Raw genomic sequence first — 21,285 nt, 5'->3', positions numbered from 1 at the left:
AATCCTATATACATATTATATATTATGAGCAGAATAGGAAAAGTTTCCAGAAAAACTAAAGAAACCAGCATAAGCGTTGAAGTTAATATTGATGGCAAAGGTCAATATAAAATTGATACAGGAATTGGTTTTTTAGATCACATGCTTGAACAACTATCAAAGCATTCACTCATAGATTTAAAAGTTAAAGCAAAAGGAGATACTCATATAGACCTTCACCACACAACAGAAGATACAGGAATCGCTATTGGTGAAGCTTTAAAGAAAGCCCTAAAGAATTTTGCTGGAATTAGAAGGTATGCCCACGCAATGATTCCAATGGATGAAACATTAACAAGGGTTGCAATTGATGTTTCAAATAGACCGTATTTAATATGGAAAGTTAAATTAAAAGTAGAAAGACTTGGAGAAATGGATACAGAACTTTTTAAAGAGTGGTTTCAAGCATTTTCTCAATCAGCAGGAATAACTCTGCATATGGAAAATATTTATGGAGACAACAGTCATCACATAATTGAGTCTTGTTTTAAAGCTCTAGCAAGGTCATTGAGAACAGCGCTAGAAATAGACCCTAGAAATAAAAAAAGTATTCCATCAACCAAAGGCTCATTATAAGTTTAATGAATGTCACAATTGTTGATTATAATTCAGGAAACATCAGTTCAGTAATAAATTCCTTTAAAGAAGTTGCTAAAGATAAAGTTAATATCGAAGTAACTTCAGATTTAAATAAGATTAAATCAAGCGACAAAGTAGTTTTGCCAGGGCAGGGATCGTTTAAGAGCTGCATCGATGCTTTAAATGCTATAAATGGCTTAGTTGATACTTTAAACGAATTTGCAATTAACAATAAAAAACCTCTACTTGGAATTTGTGTTGGTTTACAAATGTTTGCAGATGTTGGGTATGAGGAAATCGAAACAAAAGGTCTTGGGTGGATTTCTGGAAAAGTCTCAAGGATTGACAATCAAAATGGTGAATACAAACTTCCCCACATCGGCTGGAATCAAATAAAAATTGTTAAACAAAGTAAGATTTTTCAAGATATAGAAAATGATTCTCACATGTATTTTGTGCATAGCTATGAGTTTATTCCAGAAGATAAAAATGTAATTTCTGCAACAACAGATTATTCATCAAGCATTGTCTGTTCCGTAGAGAAAGAAAACATCTTTGGAACCCAATTTCACCCTGAAAAGAGTGATAAAATGGGCTTACAAATTATTCGAAACTTTATTAGTTTATAAAAATGAAAATATTCCCAGCAATAGATATTAAAAATAAAAAGTGTGTGAGACTAATTAAAGGAGACTTTAACAATAAGACTGAATATGAAATTTCACCAATTGATCAGGCTGGTAAGTATAAAGAGCATGGTTTTAAAAATTTGCACATAGTTGATTTAGACGGAGCTTTGACTGGAGAGACAGTTAACTTGGGTATCATTAAAGAAATAGTTAATAAATTTGATTTAAAAGTTGAAGTAGGCGGAGGTGTTAGAACTATTGATAGTATTCAAAAATATACAGATGTAGGAGTTGATAAAGTTATTTTAGGAAGCGCTGCTATAAAAGATAAGAATTTTTTAAAAGAAGCTTGCCAACAATTTCTAAATAAAATTGCCTTAGGGCTAGATGCTAAAGATGGATATTTGTTAGTTTCAGGATGGAAAGAAAATTCTAATCAATTGACTTTAGATTTTTTAAAAGAAGTGAATGATTATGGTATCAGCAGATTAATCTATACAGACATAAATAGAGATGGTACCAAACAAAGCCCTAATTTTGAAGAAACCACTAATGTTGCTAATATTTCTAATTGCCCAGTAGTTATCTCTGGAGGTGTGTCTTCAATTGAAGATATTAAAAAATCAAAAGGTTTAAAAAATATTGAAGGAATAATAGTTGGTAAAGCTATATATGATGGTGATATTAAATTAGATGAATTGGCGAGAGAATTAGATGCTCAAAAATAGAATTATCCCATGTCTTGACGTTAAAAATGGCAGAGTTGTTAAGGGAATTAATTTTGTAGATTTAAAAGATGCTGGTGATCCAGTTGAGCAAGCTAAAATTTATAGTGATGGTGGTGCTGATGAAATTTGTTTTTTAGATATTACAGCTTCAAATGAAAATAGAGACACAATTTATGATGTTGTTAAAAGAGCATCTAAAAAATGTTTTGTGCCTTTAACAGTTGGTGGTGGAGTAAGAGGCGTTGAAGATATTAATAAACTATTAAATAGTGGAGCAGATAAGGTTTCAATTAATACTGCTGCTGTGCAAAATCCAGAAGTGATTATTGAAAGTTCAAAAAAATTTGGATCACAATGTATCGTTGTTGCAATTGATGCTAAGAAAAATGAAGATATGTGGGAAGTTTTTACTCACGGTGGAAGAAATAATACAGGCTTAAATGCAATAGAATTCGCAAAAAAAATGGAAGGTAGTGGAGCGGGAGAATTACTGGTTACATCTATGGATAGAGATGGAACCCAAATTGGCTATGACAATGATTTAATGTTTAGAATATCTTCAATAGTTAATATACCTGTGATTGCTTCAGGCGGCGTAGGTAATTTGGATCACTTAGTAGATGGAATTAAATTAGGAAATGCCAGTGCGGTTCTAGCAGCTTCAATTTTTCATTATGGAACACACTCAGTTCAAGAAGCTAAGCAATATTTGGACTCAAAAGGAATTCCTGTTAGAATTTAAATATGTCAGAAAATTTGATAAATTTAGTCAAAATAATAAGAAAAAGAAAAAACAAAGATGAAGATAAATCTTATACCTCTTCGTTATTATCTGGGGGTCTGTCAAAATGTATAGATAAGATGGAAGAAGAGTTTGGAGAGCTTAAAGAAGCACTAAATAATAATTCTAATATAGCTCATGAAGCAGCAGATACAATTTATCATTTATTAGTTACATTAGAGGTAGCTGATATTAAGTTCGAAGATGTTTTAAAAGAATTAGAAAGTAGAAAAAAACAGTCAGGAATTGAAGAAAAAAATAATAGATAATGAGCTACGATAAAAATAATATTTTTGCAAAAATTTTGAGAAAAGAAATTCCATGTAAAAAAATATTTGAAAATGATTATGTTCTTTCTTTCCATGATATTAATCCTCAAAAAAAAATTCATGCATTAGTGATCCCAAAGGGAGAATATATCAATCTGGATGAATTTAATAATAAAGCTTCAGATCAAGAGATAGTAGCATTAAGTAAGGCAATCACAGAAGTTTCAAAAATATTAGGTATATCAACTGATAAAGGAAAAGGTTACAGAGCCCTTACAAATTTAGATGATCACGGAGGTCAAGAGGTTCCACATTTACACTTTCATTTGTTTGGAGGTGAAAAAATTGGAAAAATGGTTGAGTGAAAGAAAAAATCTTTAGAAATTATTTAGAGCTAAAATCTTTTAAAGATTTTAAAGAAGTTAAAAAACCATCAGAAGACTATTCTGTAGAATTAGTTAATCCAAAAGATTTTCAATTAAATAAATTTTTTTACAAGAAAATAGGTAAAAATTGTCATTGGGTTGATAGACTTGTTTGGAAAGAATTAGACTGGATTAAATACATTTCTAATGAAAAACTTTCCACTTATATTCTTAAAAATAAAGATGAAATAGCAGGTTATTTTGAACTATTATTTAATAAAGATACAAAAGAAGCAGAAATTGCTTATTTTGGCATTCTAGAAGAGTATTTTGGAAAAAAATTAGGTGGATATTTATTGAGTGAAGCAATTAAACGGTCATTTAATTTTGGATGTATAAGAGTATGGGTTCACACTTGTTCTTTAGATCATAAAAATGCTCTAAAAAATTATAAAGCAAGAGGTATGAAAATTTTTAAATCTGAAACCTTGATTAGATAAATACCTAATTATTATTAGGTAACTTAAAAATTTTATTATTTATTTTTTGATTTATCCTAACAGAGGAAATAAAAGTAATTACCAAGTTTTGATAGATATCTTCAGTTTGCCATCCAACTAAAGTTAAATTTCTCTTGTCAAAAAATACATTAATTTCGTTATTATTTTCAACAAAAGTAAAATTTAAATATTTATTATCTATTTCTCTTGGTTCTAAAATATTAATTTTTGATATTAGATATTTTTTATCTAATAAGAATACCAGAGGAGTTTTATTTAGTTCATAACGAAAGTAACTACCGGTATTTAAAGTTTTTATTACTAAAGATTTTCCATCAGAAACAATAATCTTTTTATTAGAATTTTTATATTCACACCAAATCTTTTTAGGGTATTTTATAATGCATTTTCCATTTTCATTTTTATCATTAATCGTTTGAACAAAATTAAAACTTAAACTATTAGTAAGCTGCATTTTAGAAATTATATCTTCTTTTGTGAAGGATAAAACAGGACTATAAAAATTCAAAATTAAAAATATTATTAAAATTTTAGACATTATAAAACATCACGTTTACCAACATGATTGGCTTTGCTTACAATTCCATTAGCTTCCATCATATCGATAATTCTAGCAGCTCTATTATAGCCTATCTGTAATTTTCTCTGCAAGAAAGAAGTTGAGGCTTTGCCTTCAGATCTAATAATATCTAGTGCAGATTGATACAATTCATCTTTATCACTAGAACTTGATAAATCTTCACTAATTTCCCTCTCATCTACAAAACTTAATATCTCATCTATGTAGTTTGGTTCAGCTTGACTTCTCAAATATTTATTAACTTTTTCAATTTCATTATCTGAAACAAAGGGAGCATGAATTCTTACTATCCGATTAGCAGAAGACATGTAGAGCATATCACCCTTGCCCAATAATTGTTCTGCTCCCTGTTCACCTAAAATTGTTCTACTATCAATTTTAGAGGTTACTTGAAAAGATATTCGGGTTGGAAAGTTTGCTTTAATTGTTCCAGTAATAACGTCAACGCTAGGTCTTTGGGTCGCCATTATAATGTGAATACCAGCAGCTCTTGCCATTTGAGACAATTTTTGAATATAGCTTTCTATTTCTTTCCCAGCAACAAGCATCAGGTCTGACATTTCGTCAACTACAACAACTATATAAGGCATAGCTAAAGTATGCTTTAAATTATAGCTATCAATGTTACGAACACCTTCTTTAGTCATAAGTTTATATCGATTTTCCATTTCTTTAACAACCCAACCTAATACAGAAGCAGCTTTCTTAGCCTCAGTAATAACAGGGCAGAGTAAATGAGGTATACCTTCATAAGTCGACAACTCTAACATTTTAGGATCAATTAGAATAAACTTACATTTGTCAGGCGGATGCCTATAGAGAAGAGAAAGAATAATAGTATTTATGCAAACAGACTTTCCAGATCCGGTAGTTCCAGCAATTAATAAATGGGGCATAGAGGCCAAATCTCTTACTACAGGAATTCCCGAAATATTTTTACCCAAAGCTATTGGTAGCCTAATATCTTTTTTCAAAAAATCATTATTTGAAAGAATTTCACTTAAGTAAACATTTTCTCTGGTTGGGTTGGGCAATTCAATACCGATTGTACTTCTACCAGGGATCGTAGCAATTCTGGCAGACTCTGAGCTTGTATTTCTTGCAATATCATCTGAAAGATTGATGATTTTTGAAACCTTAACTCCTGCTGCTGGTTCAAATTCATTAAGAGTTACAACTGGCCCATGACTAACTTTTTTTATTTTACCATTAACACCAAAATCTAGAAGAATTTTTTCTAAAAATTCGCTATCGATGTAATCATCATCTCTTAGTTTTTCTTTATCTTTTTGAGTAGGTATTTTTAGTAAATCAATTGAAGGTAGCTTGAATCTTATTTTTTTATTATCAGATTTATTATCAGTTTTGATAAAAGGTAAGTCTTCTTGAATTAAACTTTTAATTTCATCTTGGGGTATAAATTCATTAATTATTTCATTTTTATTTGTGTAATTTTTTTCTTTTTTAGAAAATAAAAATAAGAATACTTTTTTTATAATTTTATAAAATGAGTTGATTTTAAAATGAATGCTAATTAAAAATAAAATTAAAATTAATACAGTAAAAATATAATAAAAGATTTCAGAATTAGTACTAATTAAAGAATTTAAAAAAGTTGTCTCTAGATATTTTCCAATAAAACCACCGTTACCATTAATGTAAAGTTTAAATGCAAAGGGATAAAAAAAAGAAAAAAATAAAGAGCCAACTAAAGAATAAGCAACAGTATAAAAAATACTCTCTATAATAAGAAAAATTTTCTTGTTAATGATAATATTTATTCCAGAAAAAATAAGGCTAAAAGGAATTAATAGAGATATTATTCCAAAAGATTGAAAAAAAATATCTGCAGTAAAACTTCCACGAAATCCAAAAATATTTTCTATTTGAGTGTTATCTGGAAAAATAAAGTTAGGGTCATCAGGTGAAAAAGTAATCAATGAAGCAAGTAATAAAAAGCCTGCTATCGAAATAGTTATACCAAAAATTTCAATAATTCTATTTATGCTAAAATTTATTGTATTGTTGGCTAATTTTTTTAATTTCATAAATTCATGAATCTAATTAATCACTTTGTATCATCTAATTTTTATTGTTAAAATTAAAAATTATTATGAATATTTGTATTATAGGAGATGGGCTTACAAGTCTATCCTTGGCTAAAAATCTTATAAACAAAAAAATTAATGTTGATCTTTATCATGAAGGTAAAAATAAAAACTTATCTTCGAGTAGAACAATTGGAATATCAAAAAATAACTTAGAATTTTTTAAAAAAAAAATTTATAATATTCCTCAGAAGATTTTTTGGGAAATAAAAAAAATTGAAATTTATTCAGAAAAACTAGAGAAAGAAAATTTATTAAGATTTAAAAATAAAAAAGATAACTTATTTTATATGGTAAAAAATGATGAATTTTATAACTCATTAATAAATAAAGCATCTAAAAATAAATTTTTCAAAATAATAAGAATAAAAAAAAAATCTTTTTACGAAGATATAAAAAAAAAGAATATGATTTAATAATTAATTGTGATTCAAATAATTTTTTATCAAAAAAGTATTTTATGAAAAAAATTAATAAGGATTATAAAAATCTTGCATACACAACAATTTTAAAACATAAAAAAATAAAAAATAATGTTGCTACCCAAATCTTTACCAAAAATGGTCCAATTGCATTTCTACCAATTTCGAAAAATGAAACATCGGTAGTATGTTCATTAGACATTAAAAACAAAAATTTTAATGATAGCGAGGTTTTAGATTTAATAATTAAAAATAATTCAAGGTATCAAATACAAAAAACACTTAAATTAACTAGTTTTAAGTTAAGCTCATCTAATTTAAGAAATTATTATTATAAAAATATTTTAGCGTTTGGTGATTCACTTCATAGAATACACCCACTTGCAGGCCAGGGTTTTAATATGACTATAAGAGATATTAAAATTTTATCAGAAATTATTCAAAATAAAATTGATCTCGGTATGCAATTAGATATTTCTATTTTATCTGACTTTGAAAGAGAGACAAAAAATAGAAATTTTCTATTTTCCAATAGTATAGACTTTATTTATGAAGCTTTTAATTTTGATAAAAAAATAAAAAATAAAAGTTTTAATAATGTTTTAAAAATTATTGGAAAAAATAAAAGTTTAACTAATTTTTTAATCAAAATTGCAGATAAGGGATTAAATTTTTAGATTTTATTGCATGGTGGTGTTATCAAAATCATCATAATTGTAGGTACTTAATATCTCGGCAATTTTATTTTTTCTTATTTCCAAATTTTGACTCTCAAGTAAAATTTGTTTTTCTTCCAGTGAAAAAGGCGAAGCCATAGCCAAAGCATTAATTGTTTCACTCAAATTTTGTTTTTCTAAAGATTTCCAATTGATTATGTATCCTTTTTTTTCAAATAACGATTTTAAATCTTTGAAAATTAATTCAAGATCTGAAAATCTTAATTTATCTTTCTGTAAATTTAAATCATCTTGATAAGCTTCAAAACTAATTTCGCATTCACGGTACGGCTTGTTACTTTTAATTTCTTTGATTATTTTAAAGCGTGATAAACCATTAAGGTCAATCAAGTATCTACCATCTGATGTATCTTTAAAGTTCGTTATTTTTCCTAGGCAACCAGTTTCATGAAGATCCATAATTGATTTACTGTTTTTTTTAGGTTGAATTAAGCCTATTAATTTGTTTGTCTTCATGCTGTCATTAATCATCTCAACATATCTTGGTTCGAAAATATTTAGTGGAACAGTAGTATCAGGAAAAATAATAAAATTACTTAAAGGAAAGACAGGTATAATTTTTGGTAAATTTTGTTTTTTCATCACTTCTTTTACCAAATTTTTAAAAATCTATATACCAATCAATAACTTTATTATTGATTGCATTAAAAAAAACGTCTATTTATAATGTTTTTATAAGCGGGTCTAGCTCATTGGTAGAGCGAATCGTTGCCAACGATTAGGTAGAGGGTTCGATTCCCTTGACCCGCTCCATTAAACTGTGCGTTCACATACCTCTCGACACAACCACACACATTCCGTTGCCTAGACACCTGATTAGAGGTTTGGTAGGGTCTAAGTACATGAAAAAACTTTTAATTAAAAATATAAAAAAATGACCAATCTGTTAAATAAAAAATGTGTACCTTGTGAGGGAGGAATCATACCTTTTGATATAAGTGAAATACATAAATACCAAAAAAAAGTAGACGGATGGAATGTAAAGAAAAATGAGAAAGAAATATATTTCCTAGAAAAAGAATTTACTTTTAAAAATTTTATCAATAGCCAGGACTTTATCAATAAAGTTGGAAAAATCTCAGAAACAGAAGGTCATCATCCAGATATTTCTTTTGGATGGGGATATGCTAAAATTATAATTACCACACATGCAATAGAGGGATTATCTGAAAATGATTTTATTCTAGCAGCCAAAATTGATCATATTTTTTAATGTCTAAAATGTCTTGTTTTTGAAAAAACAAGAATAGTTCCAGTCTGATTTGCAAATTTTATTATTTCCTTGTCTCTAATTGATCCAGAGGGCTGTATTACAGCTGTAACTCCTGATTGCACTAACATTTCTATTCCATCAATAAATGGAAAAAATGCATCTGAAGCTGCTACAATTTCATCATCTAAATTTTGAAATTTTTTCATTTTATCTATCGCAATTTGACAGCTATCAAGTCTACTAGGTTGCCCAGATCCAATACCCACAGTTGTTTCTTGATTGGCTAAAACAATTGCATTGGATTTAACGTATCTACAAATATTAAATGCAAAAATTAAATCCTTTAATTGGGACTTATTAGGTTTCTTTTTAGAAACTATTTTAAAATTTTCAATATTAAAATTTTCTGTATCTTCAGATTGAGTTAAAAAGGATTCATTAGTCGAGTTAAATCTTATTAAATTTTTTATTGTAAAGTTTGTTGAATCTATAAGACGTAAATTTTTTTTCTTATTCAAAATTTTTAGTGCAGCAGGATCAAAGCCATTTGCAATAATAACCTCTAAGAAAATATTATTTAGTTCGATTGCTAGAGTTTTTTTTATTTTATAATTGCAGGAAACTATTCCTCCAAAAGCACTTACAGGGTCACAAGCTAGTGCTAATTGATAGCTTTTAAGTTTATTTTTATTAATAGAAACTCCACATGGGTTAGCATGCTTTACAATAACTGTTCCTAAATTTTTTGGTAAAGATTTAGAAATAGTTAAGGCAGAAAAAATATCATTATAGTTGTTATAACTTAGCTGTTTTCCGTGAATTTGCTTAATATTTAAACTTTGTGCTTTTGAGTAAACTGCAGCATGCTGATGAGGGTTTTCACCGTACCTTAATTTTTCAATTAAATTTCCATAGATAATTTTCTTCTTAGGAAAATTATTATTTTTAATTTTATTAAAGTAATTTGAGATTACAGCATCGTAATATGCTGTTTCAGAAAAAGCCTCTAAAGACATCTTTTCTCTGAACTCAATAGATGTAGACCCATTGTTTTTTTCTATCTCATCAATTAGTTCACTGTATTGATCTGAAGAAGTTATAACAGTGACATCATTATAGTTTTTTGCTGCAGCCCTAACCATTGTTGGGCCACCAACATCAATATTTTCTATGATCTTTAAATGATTATTAGTTTGTTCTAGAGTTTTTTCAAAAGGGTAGAAGTTAACAACAACAAGGTCTATTTCTTCAAATTTATTATTTCTTAAGTCCCTTCTATGAGATTTGTTACTTCTTTTACTTAATATTCCAGCATGTATTTTTGGGTGTAGCGTTTTAACTCTACCACCGAGTATTTCAGGAGAGTCCGTATACTCAGAAACTTCCAAACATCTAAATTTAAGTTTTTTTATTTCTCTATAAGTTCCTCCTGAACTTATTAATTCAATCTTATACTTAGTTAAAACTTTTAAAAGATTTTTTAATTTTTTTTTATCTGAAACTGAAATTAGAGCTTTTTTAATTTTCTTCATTATAGTTTTGTAATTTCCCACTTTATAGTCTGGTTTTCATCATTAGTCATTCCAGAAATTACTATATTTTGATTATCAACAAAGGAATCTTTTTTACCAAAGTATAGACCATTATCAATATTCATATTGTTATTAGAATTAAATTTCCAACCTTCGCCATCAAGATCTATAAGTATTGATTTATTGTCTTGAGTTTTCATTATTTTAATACCAGGTACTAGATGAAATCTAATTTCAAATTTTAAGTTTTTAATATCATTTTTAGAAACTATCTTATCGTTACCAACAAATTTTATCTGTTCAGGATAAAATTCAATTTCTCTATCAAAAATGATTCCATACTGTTTTAAATAACCATCATGTGCAGCATTAATTTTCCAATAATTTTTCTCAAAAACAATATGTTTTTTTAATATTCTTAATCCATGAGAAATTTCAGAACTTTTATTTTTAGTTTTATTAAATTTACAGGAAGAGCTGTCATCCAAAATTAGTGTACTATGTATTGCACTTGATTTTGATATCTCATTTAATTGATGATTATGGTTTTGAAAATATCCAGAATTACAAATTAACTTTTTCCCATTTGATATTATTTCAAATGATAGTGCACCTGCTTGATAGTTTGAAGAAAATTTTTTATCTGGACTTGAGCCAACATCCATGATGAGTGAATTTTTTTTGTTATTAAGAATTGCATATCCTCCCAATTCATTTCCATGATTTTTAAAATTATACCCAAGCTTTTTTAAATAATGATCAAAATTAATATTATTTATTTCGTGATTACCATTGAATAAAAAATCTTTTTTATTATTTTGCCAGGTGAATGCATACCCTTGACCCAAATAATATATATTTTCATTAATAAAATCAGGTATCTCACCTTGAGATTCTTTTAACCATTCTCGAATAAGAATAAAATACTTTAAGTAAAAACATAATTGTCGAATGTTCCTTGATTTTGGAAAACCATCGTTATCAAAAGAAAATTTTACAAGTTTTCTCAATAAGTTTAATCCTGTTTTTAAATAATGATTTTTATCTTTATAGGATATGCCAGTTAAAATGATAGCTGCGCACCCTATTATTTTATCGTCAGCCCACTCTGATCCTTCTATTTCATTAATTAAATGATTAATTTGTTTTTTTATGATTGTATTGAATTTATTCTTGTAGTCATTGCTACCATCTTCATATGTAAGTCTAGAGTTAGAAGTCCAAGCAATTATCCTTTTAGCCATTATATCAACTTCCCAGCTTTTAGAGTTGTATCTATGATTTTTATTTATCCACTGTAAAATTATATTTTGAGTATCCGTTTTTGAAGATCTTAAATCCAAACCAAATAACCAAAAAAAACTATTTAAACTCTTATAATCTTTTTCCTTTAATTTTTTATTATCCCATATTTTATTTAAAGAATAATTTTCTATGTTAATTTTTTTTTTATCATATTTTATGAGCGAGTTTAGCAAGTTTGGACTTGGACGATAGTCCAAAGAACTAATAATAGAAGGTGTGATCTTTTTATTATAAATATTTGATTCTAAATATAGATAATAAATTTTTTTCTTTGAAAATATATATGTATTATTAATAAAATTTAATAAATTATTAAAAATCATTATTTTAACTTGATTTTAAAAGTTCTATATTTTTTTTTATATTTCCATTGTTATTTTTGAATATAGTAGTCCCGGAAACTAAAATATTGGCACCAGCTTCAATAGCTAGCTTGTTATTATCAAAATTAATTCCTCCATCAATCTCAATATCTAAATCTAAATTTTTTTGATCTTTTATTTTTTTTAACTCTTTAATCTTTTCTAGCACTTTAGGCATAAATTTTTGTCCCCCAAATCCAGGATTTACACTCATAATTAAAACTAAATCTATTTCGTTTAATAGATCGGTTATTAAGTTAATTTTAGTCTCAGGATTTAAAGATACCCCAACTTTTTTATTTAAACTTTTAATAAGATGAATAGAGTTTTTTAAATTTTCTGTTGCCTCTGGATGTATCGTAATAATATCTGCTCCAGCGTCAGCATAATCTTGAATATATTTATGAACAGGAGAAATCATTAAATGAACATCGAATGGTAGTGTTGTATATTGTCTTAAAGCCTTAATAATTGGAGGACCCATAGTTAAGTTTGGAACAAAATGACCATCCATCACGTCCACATGAATCATATCAGCACCACCTTCTTCTAGTCTCTTAATTTCATTTCCAAGCTGACTAAAGTCAGCAGATAAAATTGACGGTGATATTTGTATTTTTTTCATTGATTACTACTTCAGTAGTATCAATTTTATTTTTAATTTGAATTAATTATTTACCAAAAATACGATAAATTTCTGCAGCAATTTCACTTTCTAAAGGAAAAGACAGCATTCCCATGACAGAATATCCCAATAGATAAGGCATTAAATAAAATCTGATCATATAAAAAAACCAAGCCACATAAAGTGGAATAAGAGGCTCTATAATAAATGAGGGCGTAATTGGTCTAAACAAACGTATTAAAGGGTTTGTTACTTTTACAAACACTTTCATAAAAAAAAATTCTGAATTTTCTTTTTGAAAAAGGTTCATCGCAACTTTTCCAATTAAAGTCCACATTACAACACCTAAAATATAATCAATTGTAAGAATAAAAGGATGAATTTCTGGCATAAATATAAAAAGGAATTTTGTTTAAAACTTTATTAAGGGGCGAAATAAATCGCCCCTTAATACTAAATTTAATTAGTGTTGTTTTCCAAGAATCGTTTTACCGCTTGGAATACGAAGTTCGTCAATCATATCTTGAGTAGCTCTGTCTGGCGCTTTTGTTAGTAAACTAACAACTACCATAGAAACTAAACTAACCAATGCTCCAACGATACCGAATGTAAGCTGAGTAATACCCCAGAATCCAGATCCACCATTACGTACCCAAACTAAGTACGCCATACCAGTTCCTAATCCTAATAGCATTCCTGCAACAGCACCAGGACCATTCGCTCTTTTCCACCATACACCTAGTACAAGTGGGAAGAACAATCCTGACATCGCAAAGTCAAAAGCCCATATTACTGAACCTAAGATACCTTGGATACCCATTGCGGCAATAGTTGCTCCAGCAAAACCAATTATTACAAGTAATACCCTTGCAACAATTAATCTCTTCGCAGCTTCTGCTTTTGGATCAATGATCTTGTAGTACAAGTCATGAGATAAAGCATTTGCGATTGCTAAGATCAAACCATCAGCAGTAGACATGGCAGCAGCCATACCCCCAGCAGCAACAAGACCTGAGATTACATAAGGTAATCCAGCAATTTCCGGAGTAGCTAACACAACGGCTTTACCACCCATGAAAAACTCATTTAATTCAAGAGTTCCATTTCCGTTAAAGTCGCTAACAAACATCAGGTTAGCTTGGTTCCAGTTTTGATACCAATCTATCGCTTGAACCTCAGCTATTGATTTACCAATAATCCCTGTTGAAAGTGTTGGATCAATCAGTGATAGTTTTGATAATGTAGCTAACATTGGCGCAGTTGAGTATAAAATGAAGATGAAAAGTAGCGACCATGCTACAGATCTTCTAGCTGATTTTACACTTGGAGTAGTAAAGTATCTCATCATAACGTGAGGCAAAGAAGCTGTTCCTGCCATCATACAAATTGCTAGAGAAATGAATCCCCAGTTTGTTCCATTAACTGATGAGTGTGCTTTAGTTATTCCAGCTAAACCTTTTGGTACTGTAGCTAAGTCGGCAGCAGAGTTTTTAACAAACCCAAACTGACCTTCTAGTTCAGCAATTCTAGCCACCTCATCTCCCAACATTAAATGTGGGAAGAATCCAGCACCCATTTTACTACTGATCCAGAACACAGGAAGTAAGTAAGCAATAATTAAAACTATATATTGCGCAACTTGCGTCCATGTAACCGCTCTCATTCCACCAAGCATTGAACACATCAATATACTTGCTAACCCAACATACACAGCAATTTCAAAAGGAATATCTAAAGCTACTGAAGCAATAGTTCCTGTTGCATTGATTTGTGCAGTCACATATGTGAATGAAGCTACTGTTAATACTAGTACCGCAGAAAGTCTTGCTGCATTACCACCATATCTTGTACCAACAAAATCTGGAACTGTGTAACAGCCAAATTTTCTTAAGTAGGGTGCTAATAAAGTTGATACAAGTATATAACCACCTGTCCATCCAACTAGCAACGCCATATAGCCATAGCCTTTGAAATAAATACCACCTGCCATCGCAACGAATGATGCACCAGACATCCAGTCTGCTGCAGTAGCCATTCCGTTAAATACAGTAGGTACTTGTCTCCCTGCTACGTAGTATGCGTCCATCTGAAGTGTACGTGATAACCAACCGATTATCGCATAGATAGCAATGGTGAATACAACAAAAGAAATTCCTATTGCTTTTGCAGACATCCCCATTTGTTCAGCAATCGCCATCAATATTATGAATCCTATAAAACCACCTGTATAGATTCCATAAACTTTTGGTAGATTGTCTATAAATTTACCTTTTATCATTAGCTATCCTCTCTTTCAGTGAAACCAAACTCTTCATCTATCTTCTCTTGTCTACCCGCAAACCAGAAATTCAAAATTACAAATGCTAATAATGAACCCTGACATGTCATATAATATGACAGCGGATAACCAAAAGGTCTGAAGCTAGATGCTTCCATTTCAGTTCCGAAAAAAAAGATGCCAATCGAGAATACAAACCAGATTGCTAAAGTTATAAACAATAGCCCCCTAGTTTTTTCCCAGTGTTTTGCTTTGTTTGACATTTTTACTCTCCCTATAGGTTAAAAACAAAACCATACCCATAATGAGCTAGAATTAAACCCTAAAAAACACTGCTATTAGCACCATTTTTGTATTATATAAAGATTAGGAGTAGATAAAAAGTGCTTAAATATAAACTTAAATTAAAAGATATAAAACTTGAAGATTTTAGAGTTTATTTGTTTGCCCTATTTAAAGAAATTCTTCCAAAGAAAAAAATCAATAATATAGAAGACCTTACACTCTTTATTCAAACCAAATCAGCCTGGGTATCACAGGTCACTTTATATAATTACTTGAAAACAAGAATGGGAACAAAGTGGGTGTTACACTTTGATGATGAAATATTTTTAGCATCTATAAACAAAGCAAAATGGAACATTTATGCAATATCACTTCAAGATCTTACTTTTTATAGCCTGTCATACCTGAATGTTTTTCATAATTATCAGGACATGGATAAAGCTAATGAAATTTATGATGAAATTTTGACCAAGGAAACTAAAAATGGAATGCCCGAAGAGATTATTGTATTAGCAAAAGAAAAATTTATAGAACGATTAAAAAAAATTGATTGGAATACATATTATAAATCTTGGCCATTTAATGAAAGCGCACTAACCTTATATAAATGGGCACCAGTAGCCGAAGAGCTAAAAACTTTAGATAGAAAAATAGTTTTAAACTCTATGATTTTGAAATGGGACAACATTAAAGATGAGTTTGCGAAATTAATTAAGATTTAAATATTTTTTCTATTATCTACTAAACTTTGTACAACACTTGGGTCAGCTAAGGTTGTCGTATCACCTAGTTGACTGTGTTCATTAGCAGCAATTTTTCTTAAAATTCTTCTCATAATTTTTCCAGATCTTGTTTTAGGAAGCCCAGGTGAAAAATGAATAATGTCTGGTGTAGCAAGAGGACCAATCTGTTTTCTAACCCAAAGCTTAAGATCTCTTTCAAGATCTAAATCTGATTTTTCTCCCAAATTTAAAGTAACGTAACAGTATAAACCATTACCCTTGATATCATGAGGGTATCCAACAACTGCAGCTTCAGCAACTTTTGGATGAGCAACGAAAGCACTTTCTATTTCAGCAGTTCCCAAATTGTGACCAGATACTATAATTACATCATCAACACGCCCTGTAATCCAGTAGTACCCATCCTTGTCTCTTCTAGCTCCATCACCAGTAAAATACTTCCCATCAAATTGAGAAAAATAAGTATCAATAAATCTTTGGTGGTCACCATAAACAGTTCTCATTTGCCCAGGCCAAGATTGTGAAATACACAATCTTCCTTCACCAGAACCTTTTATTTCTTTTCCATTTTTATCAACTATGGAAGGTTTAATTCCATAAAACGGCTTAGTTGCAGACCCAGGTTTTAAATTCATAGCCCCAGTTTGTGGACTAATTAAAATTCCACCAGTCTCAGTTTGCCACCAAGTATCAACTATAGGGCATTTAGAGTTGCCAACTGTTTTATAGTACCACATCCAAGCTTCTGGATTGATAGGTTCTCCTACAGTTCCTAATAATTTTAGGGATTTTCTTGAAGTTTTTTTAACAGGTTTATCTCCCTCTCTCATTAAAGCTCTAATAGCAGTTGGTGCTGTATAAAAAATATTAACTTTATATTTATCAATTATCTGCCACCACCTTGAACTATCAGGGTAAGTTGGAACGCCTTCAAACATTATTGTTGTTGCTCCATTAGCAAGAGGTCCATAAATTATGTAACTGTGACCTGTTACCCAACCAATGTCAGCTGTGCACCAATATATATCTTTAGGTTTATAATTAAAAACATACTGATGGGTCATAGAGGCATACACCATATAACCTCCCGTTGTATGCAAAACTCCTTTGGGTTTTCCAGTAGATCCAGAAGTATAAAGAATAAATAAAGGGTCTTCAGCATTCATTTCTTCAGGCTCGCACTTGCTTGATACATCTTTAATTAAATCGTTATACCAAATATCTCTGCCTTTAATCCAGTCAATCTTACTTCCTGTTCTTTTTACAACAATACATTTTTTAACATTTGGACATTTTTTTAAAGCTTCATCTGTAATTTCTTTTAAAGGAATTTTTTTACCAGCTCTAACACCTTCATCTGCAGTAATTATAAATTCAGATTCACAGTCGTTTATTCGAGTAGTAATAGAGTCAGCTGAGAACCCACCAAAAATAATTGAGTGAACAGCTCCAATTCTTGCACATGCAAGCATAGTAATTGCAAGCTCAGGAATCATGGTTAAATAAATTGTAACCCTATCACCTTTTTTAATACCTAGTTTTTTTAAACCATTTGCTGCTTTAGAGACTTCTCGATGTAACTGTTTATATGAAATCTTTTTTGTATCTTTTGGATCATCACCAACCCAAATAATAGCAGTTTTATCTTTTTTATCTTTAAGATGACGATCTATACAGTTGGCCGAAGCATTTAATGTTCCATCCTCATACCATTTAATTCTAACTTCTTTTTTACTGTATTTAACATTTTTAATCTTTTTGTATGGCTTGATCCAAGTTATCCTTTTTCCTTCTGTTTTCCAAAACCCATCATTATTCTTAATTGAGTCTGAATATTTTTTCTGATATTTTGATTTATTTACTAAAGCACTTTTTACCCATTCAGGTTTAGTTTTAAAAACTAATTCTTTCTCTTCTATTTTTTTTAAAACTTTTTTTTTGGCTTTAGATTTTTTAGGAATCTTTTTTTTAATAGGTTTTATTTTTTTTTGTTTTGGCATGAAATTTTTATATCTAAATATTACTCATCTTATTTAAAATTTTCCAGCTTTTAGAGTCAATTGGCATGACAGACAATCTACTCTGTTTAATGAGTGGTAAATGACTAAGATTCTTATTTTTTTTAACTTCTTCAAGTGTTACGGTCTTTTTTAGCTTCTCCTTAAATTTTACCTGAACTGCTACAAAACGAGCATTTTTATCAGTTTTATCTATAAAAGCTTCTTTAATAATCTCAACTACACCAACAATCTCCTTTCCTATGTTTGAGTGATAAAAAAAACAAAGATCTCCTTTTTTCATTTCTTTTAAATTTTTAGCTGCTTGGTAATTTCTTACTCCATCCCATGGAGCACCTTTTGCTCCAGCCTTTTTTTGTTGGTCAATTGACCAAACATCAGGCTCTGATTTCATTAACCAGTATTTCATTACAATCTTACTCCAGCACCTTTTAAAAAAGCAGCATCTTCATCTAAAGGCCATCTAGGTTTTGCAGGACTATCTAATCCACTAAACTGTTTTAATTTAAATTTTTCTAATCCAACCATTGCAATCATTGCAGCATTATCTCCACACAGGTTAATTGGAGGGAAGATTGCCTCAAAGTTTTCTTCCTCACAAAGGTTAGTTAATACCTCTCTAATTCTTTTATTTGCAGCAACACCACCTGCAACTACAAATTTATTTTTACTTATTTGATTCATTTTTTTAAATTCTTCAAAAGCAATTTTACTTTTCTTATATAATATTTCTTCAATAGTTCTTTGAAAAGATGCTGCTAAATCATATTTTTCTTGATTTGTTTTAATTTGCTTTGAAATTTTTAAAACAGCAGTTTTTAACCCTGCAAAAGATAAATTGCACCCACCCCTATGAAAAATAGGCTTGGGCAATTCATATTTCTCAGGATCACCTTTTTTTGCATATACTTCTATTTGGGGTCCTCCAGGAAACTCTATACCTAATAATTTAGCTGTTTTATCAAAAGCTTCACCCACAGCATCATCAATAGTTGTTCCTAATCTTTTGTAATTTCCTAAACCTTGAACACTTAAAAATTGAGTGTGTCCTCCAGAAATTAAAAGTAGCAGGTAGGGGTAGTTTAATTCAGAATTTAGTTTAGGACTTAATGCATGACCTTCTAAATGATTAACAGCAATGAAAGGTTTGTTAAGTGAAGAAGCCATTGCTTTTCCAAAACTTAAACCAACTGATAAACAAACTATAAGACCAGGTCCAGCAGTTGATGCTATAGCATCTATGTTTTCTATTTTTATTCCACTATCATCAATAGCTTTTTTTGTGATTGAGTCTATTTTTTCTATATGTGATCTTGCAGCAAGTTCAGGAACAACCCCCCCAAATTCTTTATGAACATCAACCTGGCTCGAAACAATATTTGATAAAATTGTTGGGATGCCTTGCTCATTTTCAGTTATGATAGAAGCAGCTGTTTCATCACAACTTGATTCAATTCCTAGTATTATGGGCTTTTTATTCATTAAATTAGTTTTTATTAATAATACAATCTCAATATAAATATGAAGTATAAAGCAAATAAATGAAAAATAAAAAAATTATTATAGGCTCAAGAGGAAGTAAATTAGCCCTGATCTATGCTGAAAAAGCTAGGGAAAAAATTCTAACATATGCAAAAGATTTTGGAATTGAAGAAGTAACTATTGAAAAAATTATAACTAAAGGAGATCAAGTTCAAGATAAAAGATTGTCTGAAGTGGGAGGCAAGGGTCTTTTTTCAAAAACTATTGAAGTAGAATTATTAAATAATAAAATAGACATAGCCGTTCATGCACTAAAAGACATGCCCTCTGCAGAAACCGAAGGATTATTAACAAATTGTTTTTTGGAAAGAAATGACCCTAGAGAAATTTTAATTAGTACAGATAATAAAAATTTAAAAGATTTAGCTCCAAATGCAATCGTTGGGACTTCTTCATTTAGAAGAGAGTTTCAAATAAAAAAAATAAGAAAAGATCTTGAGTGTAAATTAATAAGAGGAAATGTTGATACAAGAATAAAAAAACTTAATGAGAATTTATATGACGCAATTATTTTATCTTATGCAGGAATTGATTCCCTAGGTTTAAATCAAAATATATCTCAAACTTTTTCTACAAATGAAATAATACCTTGTGCGGGGCAGGGAGTTATTGCTTTACAATGCAGAAATAATGATGAAGATTTAATTAAATTATTAAAAAAAATCAATCACCAATCAACTCATAGCTCTATAAAAGCTGAAAGGAATGTTTTAAAGGTTTTAGAAGGAGATTGTGAAACGGCAGTAGGAGTATTCGCCAGTATTGATGGTGATAAAATTAATCTTGAAGCAGAGCTTTTTTCATTAGATGGTAGCAAAAGGTTCTACTTAAAATCATCTGAAAATGTAGATAAAGCTAATGAATTGGGAATAGAGATGGGAAAAACTCTCAAAAAGATATCTAATAATTCTTATAAAAAATAATATGCATATTTTGTTCACAAGACCATTAGAAGATTGTCATGAAATGATTTTAAAATTTCAATCACTTGGTCATGAAATATCTCATTTACCTTTAATCGATATTGAAGGTTTAAAATATGAAGCTCCAAATTATTCAGAGTTTGGAGGGATTATTCTTACAAGTGCTAATGCTGTTAAATTTTTAGATATAAAAAGTATTGATAAAAAAATTGCATGTTTTTGTGTTGGAAGTGCTACCGAAAAGAAAGCTAGAAGTGTTGGCTTTCAAAGTGTCTTTGCTGCTGATGGTAATGTAAATAATTTAAAGGAATTGATTTTACTAAATTTTAACTCTTCCGAAGGAAAACTACTTTATGTTAGTGGGGAAGTCATCTCTAGTAATTTAGATCAAGATCTAATTTCAAATGGTTACACTATAGAGCGGGTAATTAACTATAGAGCCAACTCAATTGAAAAGTATGATGAAGACTTTATTGAAAAATTAAAATTAAAAATGCCAGAAATTACTTACATTTACTCACAAAATAGTGCCATTAACTTTTTAAAAATAATTAAGAATTATCAGCTAGAAACCCTATGGATGAATACAAATTTAATGTGCATTGGCGAAAAAACCTCCGCAACTCTTAACGAAATTAAGTGGAAAAAAATTTTCCTTTTTAACCCTGGAGAAGAAGAATTTTTGCTATATAAAATTTAAT

Annotated in this window: 25 protein-coding genes and 1 tRNA gene; 14 read left to right on the top strand and 12 right to left on the bottom strand. The window is 29.4% G+C overall.

What is annotated here, in order from left to right; translation table 11 throughout:
- The first annotated feature begins 24 nt into the window (after window positions 1-24).
- The 7 genes from hisB to AC5YGA_RS06565 are packed head-to-tail and all read left to right on the top strand — an operon-like array spanning window position 25 to window position 3,890.
- Window positions 25-615, top strand: coding sequence for an imidazoleglycerol-phosphate dehydratase HisB (gene hisB / locus AC5YGA_RS06595; protein WP_415308327.1), 591 nt, complete (start codon window positions 25-27; stop codon window positions 613-615).
- 5 nt (window positions 616-620) lie between these two features.
- Complete coding sequence (gene hisH, locus AC5YGA_RS06590; protein ID WP_415308326.1) at window positions 621-1,247, top strand: imidazole glycerol phosphate synthase subunit HisH; 627 nt, start codon at window positions 621-623, stop codon at window positions 1,245-1,247.
- Between the two features lie 2 nt (window positions 1,248-1,249).
- On the top strand, window positions 1,250-1,975 hold the full coding sequence (gene hisA, locus AC5YGA_RS06585; protein WP_415308325.1) for a 1-(5-phosphoribosyl)-5-[(5-phosphoribosylamino)methylideneamino]imidazole-4-carboxamide isomerase: 726 nt from the start codon (window positions 1,250-1,252) through the stop codon (window positions 1,973-1,975).
- On the top strand, window positions 1,962-2,717 hold the full coding sequence (gene hisF / locus AC5YGA_RS06580; protein WP_415308324.1) for an imidazole glycerol phosphate synthase subunit HisF: 756 nt from the start codon (window positions 1,962-1,964) through the stop codon (window positions 2,715-2,717). Before hisA ends, hisF begins: the two co-directional genes overlap by 14 nt.
- A gap of 2 nt (window positions 2,718-2,719) precedes the next feature.
- The gene (gene hisE, locus AC5YGA_RS06575; RefSeq protein WP_415308323.1) at window positions 2,720-3,025 is read left to right on the top strand and encodes a phosphoribosyl-ATP diphosphatase; all 306 of its coding nucleotides are present in this window, start codon (window positions 2,720-2,722) and stop codon (window positions 3,023-3,025) included.
- Complete coding sequence (locus AC5YGA_RS06570) at window positions 3,025-3,390, top strand: HIT domain-containing protein (protein WP_415308322.1); 366 nt, start codon at window positions 3,025-3,027, stop codon at window positions 3,388-3,390. The genes hisE and AC5YGA_RS06570 overlap by 1 nt, the downstream gene beginning before the upstream one ends.
- Complete coding sequence (locus tag AC5YGA_RS06565) at window positions 3,387-3,890, top strand: GNAT family N-acetyltransferase (protein ID WP_415308321.1); 504 nt, start codon at window positions 3,387-3,389, stop codon at window positions 3,888-3,890. Before AC5YGA_RS06570 ends, AC5YGA_RS06565 begins: the two co-directional genes overlap by 4 nt.
- Window positions 3,891-3,894: 4 nt before the next feature.
- Here AC5YGA_RS06565 and AC5YGA_RS06560 read toward each other — a convergent pair whose 3' ends face one another.
- Together AC5YGA_RS06560 and AC5YGA_RS06555 are read right to left on the bottom strand one after the other, a co-directional pair.
- Window positions 3,895-4,449 (bottom strand): LolA family protein, encoded by a 555-nt coding sequence (locus AC5YGA_RS06560; RefSeq protein ID WP_415308320.1) that lies wholly within the window; start codon window positions 4,447-4,449, stop codon window positions 3,895-3,897.
- The gene (locus AC5YGA_RS06555) at window positions 4,449-6,539 is read right to left on the bottom strand and encodes an FtsK/SpoIIIE family DNA translocase (RefSeq protein WP_415308319.1); all 2,091 of its coding nucleotides are present in this window, start codon (window positions 6,537-6,539) and stop codon (window positions 4,449-4,451) included. The genes AC5YGA_RS06560 and AC5YGA_RS06555 overlap by 1 nt, the downstream gene beginning before the upstream one ends.
- A 65-nt stretch (window positions 6,540-6,604) precedes the next feature.
- Here AC5YGA_RS06555 and AC5YGA_RS06550 point away from each other — a divergent pair, with 65 nt between their 5' ends.
- Window positions 6,605-7,015, top strand: a complete 411-nt coding sequence (locus tag AC5YGA_RS06550; RefSeq protein WP_496169992.1) for a hypothetical protein — start codon at window positions 6,605-6,607, stop codon at window positions 7,013-7,015.
- A gap of 44 nt (window positions 7,016-7,059) precedes the next feature.
- A complete protein-coding gene (locus AC5YGA_RS06545) occupies window positions 7,060-7,698 on the top strand; it encodes an FAD-dependent monooxygenase (RefSeq protein ID WP_496169991.1) in 639 nt (212 codons plus the stop codon).
- Window positions 7,699-7,701: 3 nt separating this feature from the next.
- On the opposite strand, the gene AC5YGA_RS06540 is transcribed toward AC5YGA_RS06545, so the two are convergent.
- The gene (locus AC5YGA_RS06540; RefSeq protein WP_415308317.1) at window positions 7,702-8,340 is read right to left on the bottom strand and encodes an LON peptidase substrate-binding domain-containing protein; all 639 of its coding nucleotides are present in this window, start codon (window positions 8,338-8,340) and stop codon (window positions 7,702-7,704) included.
- A gap of 96 nt (window positions 8,341-8,436) precedes the next feature.
- Here AC5YGA_RS06540 and AC5YGA_RS06535 point away from each other — a divergent pair.
- A tRNA-Gly gene (locus AC5YGA_RS06535) sits at window positions 8,437-8,511 on the top strand.
- A 121-nt stretch (window positions 8,512-8,632) separates the two neighbouring features.
- Window positions 8,633-8,971 carry a 4a-hydroxytetrahydrobiopterin dehydratase gene (locus AC5YGA_RS06530; protein ID WP_415308316.1) on the top strand — a complete coding sequence of 113 codons (339 nt, stop codon included), beginning with the start codon at window positions 8,633-8,635 and terminating at the stop codon, window positions 8,969-8,971.
- On the opposite strand, the gene purH is transcribed toward AC5YGA_RS06530, so the two are convergent.
- From purH to AC5YGA_RS06500, 6 genes are all read right to left on the bottom strand, one after another.
- Entirely contained in the window at window positions 8,968-10,503 is a 1,536-nt protein-coding gene (gene purH, locus AC5YGA_RS06525) for a bifunctional phosphoribosylaminoimidazolecarboxamide formyltransferase/IMP cyclohydrolase (RefSeq protein WP_415308315.1), read from the bottom strand. The two genes, AC5YGA_RS06530 and purH, sit on opposite strands and share 4 nt — an antisense overlap.
- The gene (locus tag AC5YGA_RS06520) at window positions 10,503-12,131 is read right to left on the bottom strand and encodes a heparinase II/III family protein (RefSeq protein ID WP_415308314.1); all 1,629 of its coding nucleotides are present in this window, start codon (window positions 12,129-12,131) and stop codon (window positions 10,503-10,505) included. Before AC5YGA_RS06520 ends, purH begins: the two co-directional genes overlap by 1 nt.
- Window positions 12,132-12,135: 4 nt before the next feature.
- The gene (gene rpe / locus AC5YGA_RS06515; RefSeq protein WP_415308313.1) at window positions 12,136-12,795 is read right to left on the bottom strand and encodes a ribulose-phosphate 3-epimerase; all 660 of its coding nucleotides are present in this window, start codon (window positions 12,793-12,795) and stop codon (window positions 12,136-12,138) included.
- 46 nt (window positions 12,796-12,841) lie between these two features.
- The gene (locus tag AC5YGA_RS06510; protein ID WP_415308312.1) at window positions 12,842-13,186 is read right to left on the bottom strand and encodes a hypothetical protein; all 345 of its coding nucleotides are present in this window, start codon (window positions 13,184-13,186) and stop codon (window positions 12,842-12,844) included.
- Window positions 13,187-13,258: 72 nt separating this feature from the next.
- Window positions 13,259-15,073, bottom strand: a complete 1,815-nt coding sequence (locus AC5YGA_RS06505) for a sodium:solute symporter family protein (RefSeq protein WP_415308311.1) — start codon at window positions 15,071-15,073, stop codon at window positions 13,259-13,261.
- On the bottom strand, window positions 15,073-15,336 hold the full coding sequence (locus tag AC5YGA_RS06500) for a DUF4212 domain-containing protein (protein WP_415290496.1): 264 nt from the start codon (window positions 15,334-15,336) through the stop codon (window positions 15,073-15,075). Before AC5YGA_RS06500 ends, AC5YGA_RS06505 begins: the two co-directional genes overlap by 1 nt.
- A 120-nt stretch (window positions 15,337-15,456) precedes the next feature.
- On the opposite strand from AC5YGA_RS06500, the gene AC5YGA_RS06495 reads away from it, so the two are divergent.
- The gene (locus AC5YGA_RS06495; protein ID WP_415308310.1) at window positions 15,457-16,080 is read left to right on the top strand and encodes an esterase; all 624 of its coding nucleotides are present in this window, start codon (window positions 15,457-15,459) and stop codon (window positions 16,078-16,080) included.
- Here AC5YGA_RS06495 and acs read toward each other — a convergent pair.
- Genes acs through tsaD form a run of 3 tightly spaced genes read right to left on the bottom strand, consistent with a single transcriptional unit; the run spans window position 16,077 to window position 19,601 of the window.
- Complete coding sequence (gene acs, locus AC5YGA_RS06490; RefSeq protein WP_415308309.1) at window positions 16,077-18,101, bottom strand: acetate--CoA ligase; 2,025 nt, start codon at window positions 18,099-18,101, stop codon at window positions 16,077-16,079. The genes AC5YGA_RS06495 and acs overlap by 4 nt on opposite strands.
- Window positions 18,102-18,114: 13 nt before the next feature.
- Window positions 18,115-18,528 (bottom strand): EVE domain-containing protein, encoded by a 414-nt coding sequence (locus AC5YGA_RS06485; protein WP_415308308.1) that lies wholly within the window; start codon window positions 18,526-18,528, stop codon window positions 18,115-18,117.
- Window positions 18,528-19,601: a tRNA (adenosine(37)-N6)-threonylcarbamoyltransferase complex transferase subunit TsaD gene (gene tsaD / locus AC5YGA_RS06480; protein ID WP_415308307.1), complete on the bottom strand. Its 1,074-nt coding sequence runs from the start codon at window positions 19,599-19,601 to the stop codon at window positions 18,528-18,530. Before tsaD ends, AC5YGA_RS06485 begins: the two co-directional genes overlap by 1 nt.
- 59 nt (window positions 19,602-19,660) lie before the next feature.
- On the opposite strand from tsaD, the gene hemC reads away from it, so the two are divergent.
- Complete coding sequence (gene hemC / locus AC5YGA_RS06475) at window positions 19,661-20,584, top strand: hydroxymethylbilane synthase (RefSeq protein WP_415308306.1); 924 nt, start codon at window positions 19,661-19,663, stop codon at window positions 20,582-20,584.
- Between the two features lies 1 nt (window position 20,585).
- Complete coding sequence (locus AC5YGA_RS06470) at window positions 20,586-21,284, top strand: uroporphyrinogen-III synthase (RefSeq protein ID WP_415308305.1); 699 nt, start codon at window positions 20,586-20,588, stop codon at window positions 21,282-21,284.
- The last annotated feature ends 1 nt before the right edge of the window (window position 21,285 follow it).

It is taken from the genome of Candidatus Pelagibacter sp. uisw_091, from assembly GCF_059512525.1.
The sequence above is the reverse complement of the archived record's forward strand: the minus strand, read 5'-3'. Positions and strand labels throughout refer to the sequence as shown.